Consider the following 19660-nt stretch of genomic DNA (forward strand, 5'->3'; position numbering starts at 1 on the left):
CGGCCGCGATTGGACGCGGCCTGAACCGGGTCAATCAGAAGCCGACCGTGGCCATCACTGCCAGTCGGGTATCCTTGTCCTTGGCGAACGGCGCCTTTTGCAGCTGGCGGCCCAGATCGACCTCCAGATCGAGGTAGCGGCCCAGCGTATAGTGCACCTTGCCGCCAACACTGGCGAGTTCGGCATTCTTGGGCGAATCCGGGAAACGCCGACGCTGCCAGACCTTGCCGTAATCGACGAAGACACCGAACTGGATCTGGTCGGCAAAGTCCCCGCTGGACGCGATCAGATGGAAGGCCGGCGAATTGAGTTCGGTCTTCAGCAGCACGCCCTCGCTGCCCAAAGCGGCGTTGGGATCATAGCCGCGCACGCTGCCAAGGCCGCCGGCCGAAAGCTGCTCGCTATACGGCAGGTTGCTGGTGGCGAACTGCGCCATGCCGCGCACCACCCAGTTGATCCCGTGCGGGAAGTAGGTGGTGCGGGTGATCGAGATGCGGTCGTAGGCATAAGTCGCCTTGGCATAAGGCACCAATTGCTGGAGATCGGCGTCGGTATTGTGGTTGGTAAGCCCGCCGGGGGAGATCACGGTCTGGTTCTCCAGCACGGTCTGCCCAAGGCGATCGTCGATGGTGCCGGTGAAGATCACTGGAAACTGGAACACTTCCACGGCCGTATCGAGCAGGCGGAAGCCCAGGAATTCCAGATTGCTGTCGGCCCGCTTGTAATCCATGCCGACCTGGATGCTGGTCCGCACCGTGCCGGGGCCGCGCATGTTGTGCACGAAACGGCCGCTGACCTGGCCGGAATGGCCGGTGCTGTCGAACAGCTCCGAGAAATTGGGCTTCTGGGTGGAATAGGCGCCGAAGAAGATCAGCCGGTCATGCGGCGACAACGGAATAACGTCGCTGGCCGAATGGGAGGTATATTCCCCCTCGAAACTGCGGGTGTACTGGTAAGACAGGATCTGCCCGGTCCCCAGCACATTGCCCCAGTTGAAGCCCACGAACCATTCGTCACGCCCCAGCGTGGGCACGCCCTGATTGTCGTACCCGCCATAGACGCGCACCGGAAAACGGTCCTTCGCCTGCAGCACAAGGTCGGTGGTTCCGGTCTCCTGCCCCGGCCGCACGACACCGTCCACGGTCAGGAACGGGTTCTGGTTGTAATCGTCCAGTGCCGTCCGCAGGCGCGGCAAGGTGAGCACATCGCCGGATTTCAGATCGCTCATCCCCTTGATCAGCGGGGTGGAGAAATGCCGGTTGCCGGTAACTTCGATGGCGCCCACGCGGAATTCGGTGACGACGATCTGCACCACGCCGCTCTGCACGTTCTGTGGCGGCGCGCCCACGTCCACGAAAGGATGCTCGCCAGCCCGATAGCTGTTCTGGACGATGCGGATGATGGCGTTGAGGTCTCCGCGCGTCAGCGGGCGGCCGAGGTAGGGGCGCACCGCCGCATCGAACCCCGGATTGGCGAGCAAAGGCAGGCCGCGCACCTCCACGCCGTTGCCGACGGTGTCCGCTGCGATGCCTGCGGGTTGCAAGCCGCCGGTGCCGTTCACGAAGACCAGCCCGCGCAGTTCCGGCAGGATCTGCGCGGCATCGTCGGGCGATGCGGTTTCCGGCGGCGGGGTGGGTACTTCGGGTGGCGGCTGGTTCGGTGGCTGCTTGGGCAGGCGTCGTTCGAAATCCTGCGCCTGGGCCTGTTCCGAGGCAAGCCCCGGGCCCATCGCAAGCATTCCCATCCCGGCCGCGACCAGCGCGGCCTTCAGTTGTTCTGCCTTCATCATTGCCCCCCGACCGGCCCGCCTGCCGCGTTGCTTTCCGTCGCGGTCAACGGCCCGATCGGCGGAAGCGGCGGGTCATACTGGATCTGGATCTGCATGCTGCCTCCACCCCGGTTCAGGATCTGTTCGGCCGAATTGAGCACCGCGCTGCGCTTGCGGATGGTCCAGCCGTTTGCCGTCCGGTCCACGCCGCCCGCCTCAAGGATGCTCGGCATCGCCGCCATGCCCTGCGTATAGCCCTGATAGCGGGGGAAGACGCTGGGGTAGACTATGTAGAACCGCCCGAAAATTCCTCCAGCCACCTTGCCTTGCAGGTCCGGCAGATCGGGCAGGCACTCCACGATGGAGGCGCAAGGATAGGCATAGAGGATCGTGCCCGGCCCGGTGGCGACGCTGGACAAGTTGTAGTTGTCCAGCAGCGTGCCCTGGTTGGCCTGATAGTCGGACGGCGAAAGCCCTACGGTCACTTCATGCTGGCCGGGATCGGCCGAGGCGTAAGTGCCGTGCGTCTGGGTGATGGTGGCGCCTTCACCGGGGACGAAGCCGGTGATCGTGTAATCGCCCGGCTTCAATGTGGCATCGGTATTGCCGTCCTTCTGCTTGGTGGGATTGCCGGTGATGGAGACGGTGAGATCGGCCTTGGTGATGGTGCCGTCTCCCATCGCGCTGGTGGGCAGGATGTAGTTGCTCAGCAGCGTGCCGGAATTGGCGACGAAGTCCGAACCGTCCAGCGCGGCGGTTTCGGTGTGTGCGCCGGCATTGGGGCCGTCATAGATCGCCGAAGTCTCGGTGACGGTGGCCCCCTGCCCGGCGACGAAGCCCGTCAGCACATAGTTTGCGCTAGTCAACGTGGCGCGGCTGTTGCCGTCATAGGTCTTGGTGGGATTGCCGATGATGCTGGCCTGCAGCACCGCGCGATCGATCGTGCCCGCGCCGCTGGCCGTGGTCGGCAGGATATAGTTCGACAGCAGCGTTCCCGAATTGGCGGTGAAGTCGCCGGTGCCGAGGGCCGCCGTCACCGTGCGCGATCCGGCATTGGGACTGTCGTAGAGGCCCGATGTCTGCGAGACCGCGGCCCCTTCGCCCGGTGCGAAGCCGGTCAGCTGGTAGTTGCCGCCCGTCAGCGTTGCCGTTGTGGTGCTGTCGTAAGTCTTCGTCGGGTTGCCGATGATGGCGGCGGTCAGCATGGCGCGGGTGATCGTTCCCGGCCCGAAGACGCGGGTGGGCAGAATGTAGTTGGACAGGAGCGTGGTGCCGGTGGGCGTGTAGTCGGACGGATCGAGCAGCGCCGTAATCAGGTGAAGGCCTACATCCTTGCCGGAATAGGTGCCCACGGTCTGCGTGATGATGGCGCCATCGTTGCCGACCCAGCCCGTCAGTTCGTAATTGGCGGGCGTCAGCGTGGCGACGATGTTGCCGTCGTAGACCTTCGTGGGATTGCCGATGATCGCCCCGTCGATCGCGCGACCGTCCAGCGGGCGCTGGTTTATCGTGCCCGCTCCGGATGCGCTGGTCGGCAGGACATAGTTGGAGAGCAAGGTGCCGCTATCGGCCGTAAAATCGCCGCTGCCCAGGCCGGCGGTGACGGTGCGTGCGCCTGCATTGGGGCTGTCATAGGACCCCACGGTCTGGGTGACAGTGGCGCCTTGCCCGCCAATGAAGCCAGTCAGCGTGTAATTGGCGCTGGTTAGCGTGGCGGCCGTAGTGCCATCGTAGACCTTGGTGGGATTGCCGACGATCGCGGCGGTCAGGATCGCCTGCATGATCGTGCCCAGCCCGCTGGCGCTGGTGGGCAGGATATAGTTGCTGAGCAGCGTGCCGCTGTTGGCGACGAAGTCACCGCTAGCAAGGTTCGCCGTCACCGTGCGGATACCGGCATTGGGATCGCCATAAAGGCCGGCGGTTTGCGTGACGGTGGCCCCCTCTCCCGGCGCAAAGCCGAGAAGGCCGAAGTTCGCGCTCGTCAGGGTGGCCGTGGTGGTGCCGTCGTACGTCTTGGTGGGATTATTGATGATTGCCGCGATCAATTGCGCCTGCGTGATCGTGCCGATCCCGATGGCGCTGGTCGGCAGCACGTAGTTCGACAGCAGAGTGCCGCTGTTGGCGGTGAAATCGCCGCTGCCGAGGCTTGCGGTGACGCCGTGCAGGCCGACATTGCGGTCTGCGTAAGTGCCAAACGTCTGGGTAACGCTGGCCCCCTCACCCGCGATGAAGCCGGTGAGCGTGTAGTTGGCACTGGTCAGAGTGGCATTGGTGTTGCCGTCGTAGACCTTGGTCGGATTGCCGACGATCGCCGCCAGCAACGTGGCCTGCGTGATCGTGCCCGCGCCGGTGGCGCTGGCGGGCAGCACGTAATTGGTCAGCAGCGTGCCGGAATTGGCCACGAAATCGGCGCTTCCCAACATCGCGGTAACCGTGCGTGCACCGGCATTGGCACTGTCGTAAGTGCCCGCCGTCTCGGTGATGGTGGCACCGTCGCTGCCGACGAAGCCGGTCAGGCTGTAGCTGGCGCTGGTCAGCACGGCGCTGGTGTTGCCGTCATAGACCTTGGTCGGGTTATCGATGATGGTGGCGTTCAGCACCGCGCGCAGGATCAACCCGAAGCCGCGCGCCTCCGTGGGCAGGATGTAGTTGGAGAGCAGAGTGCCGCTGTTCGCCACGAAGTCCCCGCTGCCCAGCGTGGAGACAACCGTCCGGATGCCGGCGTTGGGGGAAGTGGTGAAGCCTTCCGTCTTGGTGATGGTGGCGCCTTCGCCCGCGACGAAGCCGTCGATCGCATAGTTCGCGGAAGTAAGCGGCATCAGCAAGGTGCCGTCGTAGGTCTTGGTGGGAACGCCGACGATCGAGGCCAGAAGCGCGGCCTGGGTGATCGTGCCGGTGCCGCTGGCCGTGGTCGGCAGAACGTAGTTGGATAGCAGGGTGCCCGAATTGGCCGTGAAATCCCCGCTTCCCAGCAGTGCCGAGACCGAGCGCGCACCGGCATTGGCACTGTCGTACAGCCCCCGCGTCTGCGTCACCGTGGCGCCTTCGCTGCCGATGAAGCCGGTGAGTTGGAAGTTCGTGCCCGTCAGAATCGCGACGAGGGTGCCGTCGTAGACCTTGGTGGGGTTGTTCACGATCGCGGCCGTCAGCGCGGCCGGCGTGATCGTGCCCGCGCCGCTCGCCGTCGTCGGCAGGATATAGTTCGACAGCAGCGTGCCCGAACCGGCCGTGAAATTACCGCCGGCCAGAGCGGCCGTTACGGTACGCGGTCCGGCATTGGCGCTGTCATACAAGCCGGCCGTCTGCGTCACCGTGGCGCTATCGCTGCCTATGAAGCCGATCAGCTGGTAATTGCCGCTGACAAGCGCAGCCGCAGTGTTGCCGTCGTAAACCTTCGTCGGGTTGTTGATGATGACGGCGGTAAGCGCCGCCTGGCCGATCGTGCCGGCCCCGCTGGCGCTGATCGGCAGGACATAGTTCGACAGCAGCGTGCCTGAATTGGCCGTAAAGTCCCCGCTGCCAAGGCTGGCAGTCACGGTGCGCGGTCCGGCATTGGCGCTATCGTAAAGGCCAACGGTCTGCGTCACCGTCGCCCCCTCACCCGTGACGAAGCCGGTGAGTTGGTAGTTGCCGCTAGCCAGCGTGGCATTGGCATTGCCGTCATAGGTCTTGGTGGGATTGCCCACGATCGCCGCCGTCAGCACCGCCTGATCGATCGTGCCCGCACCGCTGGCCGTGGTCGGCAGGATATAGTTCGACAGCAGCGTGCCCGAACCGGCCAGGAAATCGGTGTCGACAAGGCTGGCAGTGACCGTGCGCGGTCCGGCGTTGGCATTGTCGTAGAGCCCGGCCGTTTGCGTAACCGTAGCGCTTTCGCTGCCGATGAAGCCGGTCAGCTGGAAGTTGCCGCTTGTCAGCACGGCAGCGTTATTGCCGTCATAGGTCTTGGTGGGATCGCCGACGATCGCCGCCAGCAGGGTAGCCTGCGTGATCGTGCCGCTGCCCGAAGCACCGGTCGCCAGGATATAGTTGTTAAGGTCCGTCCCCACGTTCGCGGCATAGTTGCCCGCCGCCAGCACGGCCGTGACGGTACGCGCGCCGGCGTTGGCGCTGTCATAGGCGCCGACCGTCTGGTTGATCGTCGCCCCTTCCCCGCCCATGAAGCCGGTCAGCTGGTAATTGGTGCTGGCAAGGGTGGCGGCCGTGTTGCCGTTGTAGACCTTGGTGGGATTGCCGATGATCACCGCGTTCAGCGTGGCCGGCGTGATCACGCCGATGGGCTGAGCGGTGACGATGCTCGAAATGCTGTAGTTTCCGGCATCCGCGCCGCTGATCGCCAGCCCGGTCAGTGACACGTTGATGGTGTTGCCCACGTTCTTGTCGGCATAGGACCCCGCGATGCCGGCGGTATTGACGCTGACATCATCGCCCGTGACCACGCCGCCCAGAGTATAGGCAGAGGATTGCGTCGGCAGGTTGGTCGTGGCGTCGTAGACCTTGGTCACTCTGGTCAGCTGGATCAACGCCTGCGTAATGTCCGCCGAGAGCCCGGTGGGCTGCTCCAGCACATAATTGCCGAAGGGATTATTATCGAGCGTATAGCCCGCTGCCGTCACCGCTATGCCGGTGCCGACGTTCTTGGTCGCAAAAGTGCCGGTCGCACCGGAGTAATTGAGGGCCACGGTATCGGGGCTGACGACATTGTTCAGTGTGGCGGACGTGTTGTTCAGCGTGGCCGCGGTGGTGCCGTCATAGACCTTGTTGTTCGCCGTTACCCCGGAGACGGTCAGCAGGCGCGCGGTGATGGTGCCCTGACCGGTCGCACTGGTCGGCAGCACATAGTTCGACAGCAGCGTGCCCGAATTGGCGGTGAAGTCGGTATCGAGCAGCCCGGTCGTGACGGTCAGCGCATCGACGTTCGGGCTGTTATACGTACCCGTCGTCTTGGTGACGGTGGCACCCTCGCCCGTCACGAAGCCGGTCAGTTGGAAGTTGCCGCTGGTCAGCGTGGCATCGGTGGTGCCGTCATAGACCTTGGTAGGATTGCCGATTATCGCAGCGCTCAAAATGGCCTGCGTGATCGTGCCGATGGTGGCGCCGGTTACCGGCTGAACGAAGTAATTGCCCGCCTGCGCGCCGGACAGGCCAAGGCTGCTGACCGTCACCGGCTTGCCTGTGCCCACGTTCGGATTGCCGCCGTCATATTGACCCACGGCAGCGCCGGCATTGGCCGTGACATCGTCGCCCACAAGAATGCCGCCGAAGGTATAGCCGGTGGAGGCGGTGGGCAGCGTCACGGCGCCGTCATAGACCTTCGTGACCGAGAGCAGCGAAATGCCCAACGGATTGATCGTGCCCCGCAACCCCTGCGGCTGAACCAATGTGTAGTTCGCCGCGTCTGTGCCGGAAATGGAATAGGCGGTCGTCAGTACGTTCCAGGTGCCCGCGTTGGGCGTGGGATTGTTCGAAGCGTCGACGAAGTTGCCGGTGCTGGCATTTGTCAGATTGACGACGTCACTGCCGAGCACGCCGCTGAGCGTAGTACCGGCGTTGTTGATCTGCGCGATCGAGTTCTGGTCGTAAGTCTTGTTCTGCGCCAGCGCGCCGATCACGTTCAGCGTGGCCGGGGTGATCGTGCCGATCGCTTCATTCGTGACGCTGGAAGCGATCGTATAGTTGGCCGCATCCGCGCCGCTGATGGCAAGCCCGGTCAGCGTCACCAGCTTGCCGGTGCCGACGTTCTTGTTGTCATAGGCCCCGGCGATGCCGCCGGCCTCTACATTCACGGTATCGCCCGCGACGACGCCGGACAGAGTATAGGCACTGCCCAAAGTGGGCAGATTGACGGTGGAATCGTAAACCTTGGTGACGGAGGCAAGCTGCAGCGTCGCCTCGGTAATGTTCGCCGCAAGGCCGGTCGGCTGCAGCACGATGTAGTTGGGCGCGTCCGCTCCCGATGTCGTGTAGCCGGTCGCCGTAACCGGAATGTTCACGCCCACATTCTTGGTGGCGAACTGACCGGTAGCGCCGGTGGAGACGAGGGTGACGGTATCACCGGCGAACACGCCGGAAAGCGAGCCGGCCGAACTGTTGAGCGTCGCCTGCGTCGTTCCGTCATAGACTTTGTTGTTGGCGGTGATGCCGATCACCTGCACCGAGGCCTGCGTGATCGTGCCAAGACCGCTCGCGCTGGTAGGCAGCACGTAATTGGCCAGGGTCGTACCCGCCCCTGCCGTGAAATCGCCCGAGCCGAGCGTGGCCGTTACCATGCGGGAACCCACGTTCTTGCTGTCGTACGTGCCCACCGTCTGCGTGACGTCGGCGCTTTCGCCGGATACGAAGCCGCTCAGCTGGAAATTGCCGGGCGTCAGCGTGGCGGCGGTGGTGGCATCGTAGACCTTGGTGGGATTGCCCACGATCGCCGCGCTCAGCATGGCCTGCGTGATCGTACCGGGGCCGGAAATGCTGGTGGGCAACACGTAGTTGGACAGCAATGTCCCGGCGTTGGCCGTGAAGTCGGATACGACCACCGTGGCGGTTACCGTCCGCGCACCGGCATTCGGGCTGTCATAGGCGGCTCCGGCCGACTGGGTGAGCGCACCGCCCTCTCCCGCAACGAAGCCAGAAATCTGGTAGTTCGCCGCCGTCAGCGAAACCTGGGTGGTGCCGTCGTAGGTCTTGGTGGGATTGCCGATAATGCTGCCGGTCAGTGGCAGCGGGTTGATGTCCGCCGTCAGGCCCGAAGGCTGCGACAGCGAGTAATTGCCTGCCTGCGCGCCGGAAATGGCATAGCCGCCGACATCGACGCGCAAGTTGGTGCCCACGTTCACCTGACGGAAAGCGGCGGACGATCCAGAGCCGCTCAGCACCACATCGTCGCCCGAAAGCACGCCGGTCAGCGTGGCGGTGCCGGATAGCGTGGCGGCGGTGGTGCCGTCGTAGAACTTGTCCAGCGCCGTCAGGTTGGCGATGGTGAGGCCGCGCGGCGTGATGTTGGCGGTGAGCCCGGTCGGCTGGGACAGCTGGTAATTGGCAATGTCCGCGCCGGTCACCGTATAGCCCGAGACGATGACCGATATGCCGTTGCCGACATTCGGCGTCACGAAATTGCCGGTGGAGGCGCTGGGATCCAGCGTAACGTCGTCCCCGCTGACAAGGCCGAACAGGGAAGGCGTTCCGGCAAGCTGCGCCAGCGTGGTCTGATCGTAGACCTTGTTCTGCGCGGTCATGCCGAGGATCACCAGCGGCGCGGGCGTTATCGTGCCCGGCCCTGCGGCGTCGACAGGCAGGACATAGTTGGTCAGCAGCGTATTGGCACCCGCCGTGAAGACCGACGTGCCCGGCAGCGCGGCGGTGACCACGCGGCTGCCGGCGTTGCGGCTATCGAAGTCGCCGGTGCCCACGCCAGTCACGGTCATGGATTCGCCCGCGACGAGGCCCGAAATCTCGAAGTTGGCCGATGTCAGGCCGACACGCGTCGCACCGTTGTAGACGCGGGTGGGGTTGCCGATGATCGTGGCCGTGAGCGGCGCGCGCAGGATAGTGCCGATGCCCGTCGCTTCGGTGGGCAGCGTGTAGTTGTCCAGATTGGTATTGGGGTAGGGATCGAAATCGGTGGGTGCCAATTGTGCGGTCACCGTCCGCAGTCCGGCATCCTTGTTGCCGTAGACGCCCACCGTCTGCGTGATCGTCGCGCCTTCGCCGGTGATGAAGCCGCTCAGCGTGTAATCCGACGGTGTCAGCGTGGCGACGGTGTTGCCGTCGTAGACCTTGGTGGGATTGCCGGTGATGTCGACATTGATGACGCCCGGACCAAGGTTGCGCCGGATGATCGTGCCCAGCCCGGTGACGGGCGAGGGGATGATGTAGTTGGACATCAGCGTATTCGAATTGGGATCGAAATTGCTGACGGTCAGATCGGCGGAAACCGTCCAGATGCCGGCGTTGGAAGACGCGTACGTTCCCTGCGTCTGATTGATCGTGGCTCCTTCGCCCGTGACGAAGCCGTCCACGAAGAAGTTGGATGGGCCGAGCGAGGCATTGGCATTGCCGTCGTAGACCTTGGTCGGATTGCCGACGATGACGATGGTCAGCGGCGCGGGCGTGATCTCGCCCTGGATCGTGCCGACGGTAGGCAGGATGTAGTTCGACAGCAGCGTGTTTGGACCGGCCACATAGTCCGACGGGTTGAGAGCTACGTTGATGTCCCAGATGCCGACGTTCTTGGACGCGTAATTGAGCCCGGACGCCTGCGTAACGCCGATGGATTCGCCAGCCACGACGTTGCCGAACGCGACCTGATCGCTGGAGACGATCGCATTGGTGGTGCCGTCATAGAGCTTGGTCGGCATTCCGCTGCCGGTAAGCGTTAACGGCCGGGGCGTGATCGCCGCGGTGAGCGAGGACGAGAAGCTGAGGTTGTAGTTGCCCGCGTCGGTGCCGCTCAGCACAATCCCGCTGATGGTCACGGGAATGTTTTGCCCCACGTCCTTCTGCGCGAAAGTGATCTGCGCGCCGGGCGTGGATACAGGCTCCACGAAATCACCTGAATAAAGCCCGGAAACCTGCAGACCCGCCGTGTTCACGGCCGCGAAAAAGGTGCCGTCATAGACCTTGTCATTCGCGGTGATCCCGGTCACGACCAGTGGTGCCACGGTGATGTTGGCGGAAAGCCCACTGGGCTGCGCAACCACGTAGTTGCCTGCAGCCGCGCCGCTCAGCGTGATACCGGCGGCGGTAACCGGGATGTTCGTCCCCACGTTCTTGGTCGCGAAGACACCGGTCGCACCCGAAAAGTTCAGCGTGACGTCGTCGCTGCCCACCACACCGAAGATCGAGGCCGACGAGGTATCGATCTGGGCGACGGTGGTGCTGTCGTAAACCTTGTCCTGCGCGACGATGCCGCTGATCAGGATGGAGGCCGGATCGATCGTGCCCGCGCCGGTTGCGGCTGTCGGCAGGATATAGTTGGAAAGGCTGGTCCCCGCCCCCGCGCTGAAGTTGGGTGTCGTGAAGGTCGCATTGACGGTACGGGCACCGGCATTGGGCGAATCGTAGGCCGCCGTCGCCGCATTGCCCACGGTGATGGTTTCACCGGCGGCTACGCCCGTCAGTTGGAAATTCCCCGATGTCAGCGAGACGGCCGTGGTGGCGTTGTAGGTCTTGGTGGGATTGCCGATGATCGCCGCGGTCAGCGCCATCGGGTTTATCGTACCGACCGTGTCGGTCACGCTGGGTGTCGTTACGGTATAGCCAAAGACCGGGATGCCGTTGTGCGTCGCCTGGAAATTGGTTGCGGTTACGGCAATGCCGGTGCCGGCGTTCTTGTCGGCATAGGTACCGTCCAGCGTCCAGAGATCGCTGTTGATGATGCCCGTCATGGTGACGTTGCTGTCGTTCAGCGTGGCCGTGGTGGTGCCATCGTAATCCTTGATCACCGGCCCCAAAGTAAAGCTCACACTGGGCGCCACGCGGTAGAACCGGCCATTTCCGGGGGCGGGGAAAGCCGTTACGTTGTTGTAATCATAGGCGTAATAGTCCGGCGTCAGGCCGCCATCGTTATCGGCTGCGGGATCGTTCGAAGCGACGAACCAATTCCCGCCGCTGGAGGTAAGCGCACTCGCCCCCGCATTGTTGATGAACGTGCCCGTTTCCAGGCCAATATTGCCCGTCGCGCTGATCGAGCTTCCGGCCGCCAAAGTAAGCGTTCCCGACACCAGAAACAGGCTCTGCGCCACCGAAATCGGCGCACTGACGGTAACGTCCCGCCCCGCGTCGATCTCCAGTTCGCCCGCGCCGGAGATCATCTGGCCGACGATGACGTCGCGATAGGCATTCAGCGTCAGGTTGCCGCTGCCGGTCCAGACGATCGGTGCGGCAACGGTGATGTCCCCTACGCCGCCGGTGCCGCCGGCCGTGGTCTGCTGGGTGACGTTGGAATTGGCGTTCAGCGCGGCAACGATCGTCGATGCCGCAGTGGCATCGATAAGCAGGTCATCCGGGTCGATCAGCCAGGTGCCGCCGGTTCCTGCCGAAATGCTGGCCGCGCCAACGTCGAAGCTATGGCCGGACGTTTCGATCAGGCCGCCACCCTGGGCGCCGCCCGCCGAAATCCGGGCGCCATCGGCAATCACTGTGGACTGGGCGAGGTCGGCCCCGCTGGCATAGCCCGAAGTGCCGACCAGCACTTCGCCCCCGCTGGTTCCGGTCGCCCGAATATCGGCGCTTGCGGCAAGGTGGACTTGCGCACCATTGACGCCGACCGTGCCGCCGGTGCCATCCGCGCGGGTGGCCGCAAGCGTCCCGCCGACCTCCACCGTTCCGGATGGCGCCGTCAGCCAAAGCTGTCCGTCGACAGTCGCCGTACCGGTGGCCTTCACCAGCCCGTCGCGATTGCCCGCCAGCGCGAAGATATTGCCGTTTGCCGCCTTCAGCGCGGCTGCAGCGGCCTCGATCCGGCCGGTCTGGGTGATGTCGCCTCCGCCGGCGCCGTAGGAGACATAGATGCCGTCCGCCTTGCCATCGGTCGTCGCCAGCAGCACGTCATCGGCCGCTGCCAAGGTTACGCGTCCCTGCGCGGCGCTGATCAAGCCGCTGTTGTTCACCGAGCGCGCGATCATCACCACGCTGCCGTTTTCCGCGCTGATCGTGCCCTGGTTCTCGATGTCGCCCGCCGAGTGGCCGGTGGCCCGCATCGCCCCGCCGGCCATGAAGGCTGCAGGATCGATCTGGCGGGTCGATGCGACGAAGCTGCCGCCGGTCAGGACTTTGCCCCCCGGCCCCACGATCATCCCGTTGGGATTCATCAGATAGACCGAACCGGTAGCCGAAAGCGCGCCGTCGATCCGCGAAAGCTGCCCGCCCATGACACGATTCAGCGTCGCACCGGCGGCATTGTTGATCTGGACGGTGCGATCCGCCCCGATCGAGAAGTCCGTCCAGTCGATCACCGCGCGCGTCGATCCCTGCGCGATCGTCATGGTGGTTCCGGACGTGGTGATCGTGCCCGATCCGCCGGCAAATACCCCGCCAGTCGGAAGGGTCGCCGTTTGCGCCAGGCAGGGTGTTGCCAAGGTGAGCAGCAATGGTGCCGCCATCATCGCGACAGGCCAGCGGTATCCTGCAGACGGCAAACGCAGGCCGCCACGGTGGCAGGGCGGGACCGCCCCAAGCGTCGTCGTGCTCAGCATCGCAGGGCGAATACGTGCAGATCGCATAATTAAGACCTCGCTGCCCGCCGCCGGACTCGCAGATCCCGGAGAGAAGACATAGAGGTTTCCGCGTAATGTCAATACTTAACACGACGCAGAGCATCATTCTGTCGATTCACAGAATGTGCAAAATTCAACATATAACCATTGGATCTCGACTTTCAGATCAACTAATTTTGTTGATTTTCGGTCCACACGCCATGCCGTTGTTCTTTCGATCGAGGCATCGATCCGGCGAAAAATGACGCGACGCCACATCTTGCGATCCGCCGTTGCCGGCCTGATGAAACAGGCTTGCCTCGGCTCTTGCATACCTTGGCGACTCCCCCTTTCACGGCGCCCACAACCGAAATGGAGGCATTGCTTCGGCCGCCCCTCGCACACCCGCCTCCCGCATATCCCGTCGCCCTTGCGGGAAGCATCGCGACTCATTATGCTACGGATCGTACATTTTAACTGCCGCCTCCGAGAGAAGAGGCGATCTCCACCGAAAAAGCGGGAAGGATGCCATGACGTTCAAACTGGATCGGCGCACAAGGCGGGACGAAGACCGACGCGGAAGCGTATCCCCGCAGAATTTCTTCGCGGACGAGCTGCCCGCCCGACTCGCCCTTCATGGCGCGATCGCCGGCACGGCTGCCGCGCACTTTGTGGTAAAGCCGCTAACTATCGAAACGCCGGGCGGAGTTTGGTCGCTCGCCCCTGGTGGACATGCAATCGCCATCGTACCGGGGCCGATCGAGGGCGCGCTGACGGTGACCCTTTCCGGTGGCCAGTTCACCGACTGGGTCCAGAACCAGTTGACGTTCAACGGCATGATGGTCGCCCGTGACTTCACCTTTCGGGGCGGAACGCTGCGCGACGTTTCGATCTGGGATTCGCTGTGGATCGCCATTCTGGAAGGCTGGCCGGTCGTCGATCCCACGCTGACTTTCCGCGATGCCACAGGCCAGCCCATGGACCTGCACCGCGCCTTCACCCCGGATGACGACGCGAAAGAGATCGCCCATTTCCTGCGGGAGGCCGGGTTCGTTTACTTGCGGGGCTGGATCGATCCCGATCTTGTTACGGCGATCTCGCAAGAGATGGATGCCGCCCGCGAAGACTATGCCGAAGGCGACGGCAAATCATGGTGGGCCGAAGCGGCGGACGGCGCACGCGTGTGCGTGCGCCTTCAGGAATTCGTCGAAAGATCGCCCTCCACCGCGGCCCTGCTGGGCGGCGAAACCTGGGAACGCCTGATCAGCATTCTGGAAGACAACGAGAAACTTGCCCGAAAGCCGGTGAAAGGCCGGATTATCGAGGCTCTGTTCAAACCCGTCGGCATAGTGTCGGGACCATCGGACCTGCCGTTCCACCGCGATTGCCACCTGGGACGGCACAGTTACGCATGCGCGCGCATGACTGTCGGCATCGCGGTTACCGCTTCGAACGAAAGCAACGGGCAATTGCGGGTGATCGCCGGTTCTCATCGCCTCGCCATGCCGGTGGAGATCGCGAAGACGGAGCCCTACCTGCCGCGCGTCGCGCTTTCCACCGAACCCGGCGATCTGACGGTGCATCTGTCCTGCACGCTCCATGAAGCGACAGCGCCGGTCTCGTCCGAGCGGCGCGTAATGTACACCGAAATCCCGCTCGCCGGCCGCCTGATCGACACCTCGGTGGGTGAACTGCGCGAACGCGTGAACGATCTGCTTCGCGAGGCTGGGACTTAAACTTGCCGCTTGAAGCCGGTGCGCTATGGGAATGCACCGGCCACAGGAAAAAATGTGTGACACCAGCAGAAGCGCACGACGCCGCCCCCCGCAAGGATCAGCGGCCGACCGGACGGGGCCGCCCTTCCCGCGAACAATCTGCGGCGATTACCGAAGCGATCATCGATGCCGCGGCGGAAATGTTTCTGGCAGACGGGTTTGACGGAACCGCGATGGAGTCCATCGCGGCAGCCGTCCAGATCCCCAAGACCACACTGTACAAGCGCTATCCCGACAAGATGGCGCTGCTCCATGCAGTGCTGCAGGATCGCGTCGCCCGATGGTCGCGGATAACCACGCCGGAGACGGAGAAGCTGGAGCCGGATCTGCGAAAGCGGTTGATCCACCATACGGCGACTCTGTTCGAATGGACCACGAAACCCGAAATCCGGGCCTACAGGCGCCTGATACTCAGCGCCGCCGGTCGCGGCCCATCCGAAATGAGTGCCGAGTTCTTCGGCTATCGGGAAATGGTGGACCTGATCGCGGGGGACATCCTAACTTACGGCCCCGCCTCGGGAATTCATGCGAAGGATCCGGAAGCGATCGCGCAGGTGGTCATGTCGACGATTTCGGGATGGCGGGACATCCGCGGCCCTGGGGCGCCGCTCAGCCGGGCAGAGGCGCATTCCCAGGCGGAATATATCATCGACCTTCTGCTGAGCGGTTCGCGGGCTTGGTAGTGCCCGCATCAAAGGACCAACCAATTCGCGCTGACCGGGTGACGATCCACGATGCGCGAAGCGTCAAGTGATTAATATAAAGGTATTTTTAAAGACGCCGAGGCACCGTAACGTAATTCCACTTGCCGGCCGTTCGCCTCCTGCCACCTCGCTCTCCACGCAGCCGTCACAGCGGCCGACCAAGGAGACAAGAGATGACCGCCACCCAGTTCCGCCCCATTGCCCTGGCAGGCCTGCTGGCCGTCAGCGCGCACATCGTCGCTTTCGCGATCGCGCTTTCGTGATCGACGCATGATGTTCAAGCCTTTCATCAGCGGTGAACATGCCCTTACGCTCTGGCTCTGGGCATTCGTGGCGGCAGGAATTGCCGCGGGCGTATTGTCCGGCTTCTTCAAGGCCAGAAAGATCCAGCCACGCGGATTCAAGCTCAAGACCTTCCGCAACGAGGCGATCGTCGCCGTCATCACTCTGGCCATTTCCGGCAAGATCATCGGATCGGCAAGCGCGTGGCTTTCCGCGCATGGGTGGATTGCGTTTCATCGCGAACCGGCCGCCTGGTGGACCATCGCACTGGAATTCGGCGCCTATTTCCTGCTGTTCGATACCTATTTCTATTGGCTCCACCGGGCCATGCACAAGGAACCGTTCTACAGCTGGGTCCACAAGCTGCATCACAAGTCCACCTCGCCCAACCTGCTGACGACGCTTTCGGTCAACCCGCTGGAATCGATGATCAATGGCGGTTTCGTTCCGCTCTTTCTTTCGGTCTTCACGGTTCACGAAGCGACGATGGCGCTGATCCTGCCCACCAACATCATCATGGGCCTCTACGTCCATTCGGGTTACGAGTTCCTGCCCCGCTGGTGGAACCGCAGCTGGGCAACGAAGTGGTTCATCACCGCCACCTTCCATGACCAGCATCATCGTTACTTCAACGGCAACTACGGCGGATACACCACGATCTGGGACTATCTGTGCGGCACGGTGCGCAAGAAATACGAAAGCGATTTCGTAGCGGTGAAGGATCGTGCGGCTGCCCGAGGGCGCGGCGCAATGCCTACACCCACAGAGGGATTGGCAGCCGAAGCGGCGGAATAACGCGGAAACAGGCAGGTTGGCCGCCCCTCCAGCAAGGATCAGCGGCCAACCTGCAACCTGTCGTCAGGGCATGGCCAGCTTGACGACGAAGCGGACGTTGCGGCCCGGCATGACCACGTCGTCCCTGTTGAGAGCGGCCGCGTCACGCTGGACATCGTTCGTCAGGTTCTGGCCGACTACGGCGAATTCGATGCCCTGATGGTCCGTGAACGGACGCCATGCGATCTGCGCGCCAAGGTCATAGTAGCTGGGCGTCGCCGTATCGAATTCGCCGAACTTGTCCTGACGCCCCACGTACTTGAGCATCATCCCGGCATCGAGACGCTTGTTCGTCCAGTCGAAGCCCGCGCCGATCCGATAAGGCGGGATGCGCGGCACGTTGCTGCCGTCATCCAGCGTGGCGCGCACATAGTCGGCCATGGTCTTGAACGTGAAGGTGCCCGAAGCGTCATCGACGATATCGTAACTGGCCTGCCCTTCCACGCCGCGGAAGTGCGCATCCTGTTGGCGATAGAACAATTCCTTCAGTGCGCCGCCGTCGCCATCCGCGCAGACGCCGTCATCGTCGCAAGTGCGGCCGGTCAGGTCGCCGTAGATGAAGTTGTTGAACCAGGTGCTGTAGACGCTGCCCTCGAACCGGAAACGGCCGCTGTGAACGCGAAGGCTGGCTTCCAGCGAATTGGCGCGTTCGATCTTCAGGTTCGGATCGCCGGTTTCGAAAGTGTTCGGACCATCATGTCCGCCACGGGCGAAGAGTTCGGTCTGGGCCGGGGCGCGGCCGGTGCTGGAGAAGGTAAGCCCCAGCTTGATCGCGTCCGATGCCGTCCACAAGGCACCGATCGCGCCGCTGACCGGCGTGAACGAGGTCTTGGTATGGATATCGTCGGCAGGCGTTCCGGTCACGTCGACATGTTCAACGCGGCCGCTGGCCTGAAGCTTGATGGCGTCCGTCACCGGCAGTTCGGTGAACAGGTATCCCGCCTCGTTCTCGGTCCTGGTCGGGAAGAGGTAGGCGGCATCATCGCCGATCGCAGAGAACTTGCGATGGCCATACTCGAAACCGAGCGCCGTATTAGACAGCGGTCCGATCGGCCCCAGTTTCAGTTCGGCGCGGCCGTCGAATTCCTTGTTCTTGAACGTGGTATCGACAGTGCCGTCCTGCTCCACTTCGCTGTGCTGGTAATCGACATAGCCCGCATCGACGGTGAGCGAGCGGAGCAGGCCATCGCCAAGGTCGAAGACGTTGCGCGTCAAATACTTGGTCTGCTTCATGACGATATGGGTATCGTCGCTGGGGATGCCGTAGCTGGCGTTGTACTGGTCGATGGCGCCGCCGACATGGCTGTCGCCGAAGAAGTAGGACAGGCCGCCGGATGCACCGTGGCCATGGAACCACGAGTTGTCCTGCGTACCCAGCGGGGTGTCGTAGTCGTCGGCATGGCGATAGAAGGCATCGGCGTGAATGGCGAAATTGCCCACCCGCGCGTCTACCAGGCCCGAAGTCTCGGCCACATTCGCTGCGGTGCTGTAGCCGCCAGTCAGTTCGCCGGTAACCGGCGCATCGGGCAACGTCATCGGCACGCGATTGTTAAGGACGTTGACCACGCCGCCGATCGCCTGGCTGCCGTAGCGCAGCGTGCCCGCGCCGCGCACCACTTCGATGTCGCGAGCGGCCAGCGGGTCGATGGGGACACCGTGATCGGGGCCGATGTCGGAAACGTCGGCGCTGCTGATGCCGTCCTCAAGGATGCGCACGCGCGTTGAATCCATGCCGCGAATGATCGGTCTGCTGGCGCCGGCGGCAAAGCCGGTGGCAGAAATGCCGGGGACGTCCTTCAGCGAATCCGCGATGCTGGCGCCGCCCGTCAGCAGCACTTCCTGCCGCCCGACCTTGGCGGCGATCGCCGGCGTATCGTCGATACGGGAATCGAACGGCGATGCCGTCACGACGATCTGCGTGGGCGCCTTGGTGGAGGCACTGGCCTTGGCATTCGCCGGTGGAGCATCCGCATCGGCGGTCTGCGCGGTGGCGAGCGAGGGTGCGATAGCGGCAACGGCCGCCCCCGCGAGAAGGAGGGTACGCATGATATTGGCTCCGTGAACCGTGTGTCGACCGGGCGCGACCGTGCCCGCCATCGACGTTCGAATTTGGCTATGATTGGTAAGGGTTCAGGCGGAGAAAGCGGGAGGTCCGCGGATCCGGAAGCGCGTGATCGGCACCGGCCGGGACAAGGCGGCCGGCATCCTGCGAACCACTATGTCCGGGTATTGCGAAACCGTTGCCAATTCCGGCGCATTGGGCGTGACATAGTGCCCGAAGAACGTGTCCTCCTGGCAGAGCGGGCACGTGGCATCATCATGGCCGGCGCCACGGTGCGGTGTGGTAAGGTGCCGTGCATCGCTGCGAAATGCCCAGGCCGCACGGCCATGCTCGATCGCGTGGATGCGTACGGCCTCACCCTGCCCCAGCAGCAAGGCCATGAGCAGCAGAACAGTGGAAGAGGCAAGGACACGCAGCCGCGAAAGCAGCCTTGCGTTCCGCCATGGACGGGCGGAACTGCGCGTCACCGGCTATCGACCCGGCGGCATTTCAGCCAATGATCCAGAGCGTCGATCACAAGGTGCCCCATCACGGAATCCGGCGCGGCGCCCCGGAATGCGCGCGCTTCGCCGTCAGCTTTGCGATAGGCGTACAGCGCCTCGATACGCGACTGTGCCCCGGCGCCACGTTCGATAATCAGTTCGATCTCGCCAGGACCCCGGTTCGACATTCGGTAATGACATTCGCTAGTGAAGACGGCGGCCGCTATACTACCCCGTAACAGTGATGATACAACATTTCATTTTCGTAATGTTTCGCCAGCGAGGGCGTCACAAGCACCTGATTCGGGGCGCGAATTCTGGCCCGGATTCGGGTTGGCCGCGTGATCGCGCCGCAGCCAAAACTTTCGGCTGGTCGATCGCACCATCGCATAACTGTGGCACTTTTGTCGCATATTTTAGACAATCCGTGCGGATATGCGGCGCAGCGTCGATGAAATGTTGTACCATCACAAAAGGGCCGTAGGTGTGGTCGCACCTTTCGCCGTGACCTGCTCTGCGCGGTAGCGAATTGAGATGTTACAACATTCAGTACAAGGTTTCGTA

General features: G+C 63.4%; 8 protein-coding genes. 3 read left to right on the forward strand and 5 right to left on the reverse strand.

What is annotated here, in order from left to right; translation table 11 throughout:
- Positions 1 to 34: 34 nt before the first annotated feature.
- On the reverse strand, positions 35 to 1789 hold the full coding sequence (locus ACZ1JC_RS23085; RefSeq protein ID WP_465137939.1) for a ShlB/FhaC/HecB family hemolysin secretion/activation protein: 1755 nt from the start codon (positions 1787 to 1789) through the stop codon (positions 35 to 37).
- Positions 1786 to 12867, reverse strand: coding sequence for a beta strand repeat-containing protein (locus ACZ1JC_RS23090; protein ID WP_465137938.1), 11082 nt, complete (start codon positions 12865 to 12867; stop codon positions 1786 to 1788). Before ACZ1JC_RS23090 ends, ACZ1JC_RS23085 begins: the two co-directional genes overlap by 4 nt.
- Positions 12868 to 13487: 620 nt before the next feature.
- Here ACZ1JC_RS23090 and ACZ1JC_RS23095 point away from each other — a divergent pair.
- The 3 genes from ACZ1JC_RS23095 (at position 13488) to ACZ1JC_RS23105 (ending at position 16513) form a co-directional block, all read left to right on the forward strand.
- Entirely contained in the window at positions 13488 to 14693 is a 1206-nt protein-coding gene (locus ACZ1JC_RS23095) for a phytanoyl-CoA dioxygenase family protein (RefSeq protein ID WP_465137937.1), read from the forward strand.
- Between the two features lie 56 nt (positions 14694 to 14749).
- Positions 14750 to 15415 carry a TetR/AcrR family transcriptional regulator gene (locus ACZ1JC_RS23100; protein WP_465137936.1) on the forward strand — a complete coding sequence of 222 codons (666 nt, stop codon included), beginning with the start codon at positions 14750 to 14752 and terminating at the stop codon, positions 15413 to 15415.
- Positions 15416 to 15706: 291 nt separating this feature from the next.
- A complete protein-coding gene (locus tag ACZ1JC_RS23105; RefSeq protein ID WP_465137935.1) occupies positions 15707 to 16513 on the forward strand; it encodes a sterol desaturase family protein in 807 nt (268 codons plus the stop codon).
- Positions 16514 to 16576: 63 nt separating this feature from the next.
- Here ACZ1JC_RS23105 and ACZ1JC_RS23110 read toward each other — a convergent pair whose 3' ends face one another.
- The 3 genes from ACZ1JC_RS23110 to ACZ1JC_RS23120 all read right to left on the reverse strand — a co-directional run bounded on the left by ACZ1JC_RS23110 (position 16577) and on the right by ACZ1JC_RS23120 (position 19284).
- Positions 16577 to 18598, reverse strand: a complete 2022-nt coding sequence (locus ACZ1JC_RS23110; protein ID WP_465137934.1) for a TonB-dependent receptor — start codon at positions 18596 to 18598, stop codon at positions 16577 to 16579.
- A gap of 84 nt (positions 18599 to 18682) precedes the next feature.
- Positions 18683 to 19081 (reverse strand): hypothetical protein, encoded by a 399-nt coding sequence (locus tag ACZ1JC_RS23115; protein ID WP_465137933.1) that lies wholly within the window; start codon positions 19079 to 19081, stop codon positions 18683 to 18685.
- Positions 19078 to 19284, reverse strand: a complete 207-nt coding sequence (locus ACZ1JC_RS23120) for a hypothetical protein (protein ID WP_465137932.1) — start codon at positions 19282 to 19284, stop codon at positions 19078 to 19080. The genes ACZ1JC_RS23115 and ACZ1JC_RS23120 overlap by 4 nt, the downstream gene beginning before the upstream one ends.
- Positions 19285 to 19660 lie beyond the last annotated feature (376 nt).

This window comes from Sphingomonas sp. BL-S-28 (assembly GCF_055521515.1).

Coding starts and splice junctions, on each gene's coding strand:
- ACZ1JC_RS23085 (WP_465137939.1), bottom strand. CDS start 1,789: ATGATGAAGGCAGAACAACTGAAGGCCGCGCTGGTCGCGGCCGGGATG.
- ACZ1JC_RS23090 (WP_465137938.1), bottom strand. CDS start 12,867: ATGATGGCGGCACCATTGCTGCTCACCTTGGCAACACCCTGCCTGGCG.
- ACZ1JC_RS23095 (WP_465137937.1), top strand. CDS start 13,488: ATGACGTTCAAACTGGATCGGCGCACAAGGCGGGACGAAGACCGACGC.
- ACZ1JC_RS23105 (WP_465137935.1), top strand. CDS start 15,707: ATGATGTTCAAGCCTTTCATCAGCGGTGAACATGCCCTTACGCTCTGG.
- ACZ1JC_RS23110 (WP_465137934.1), bottom strand. CDS start 18,598: ATGCGTACCCTCCTTCTCGCGGGGGCGGCCGTTGCCGCTATCGCACCC.
- ACZ1JC_RS23120 (WP_465137932.1), bottom strand. CDS start 19,284: ATGTCGAACCGGGGTCCTGGCGAGATCGAACTGATTATCGAACGTGGC.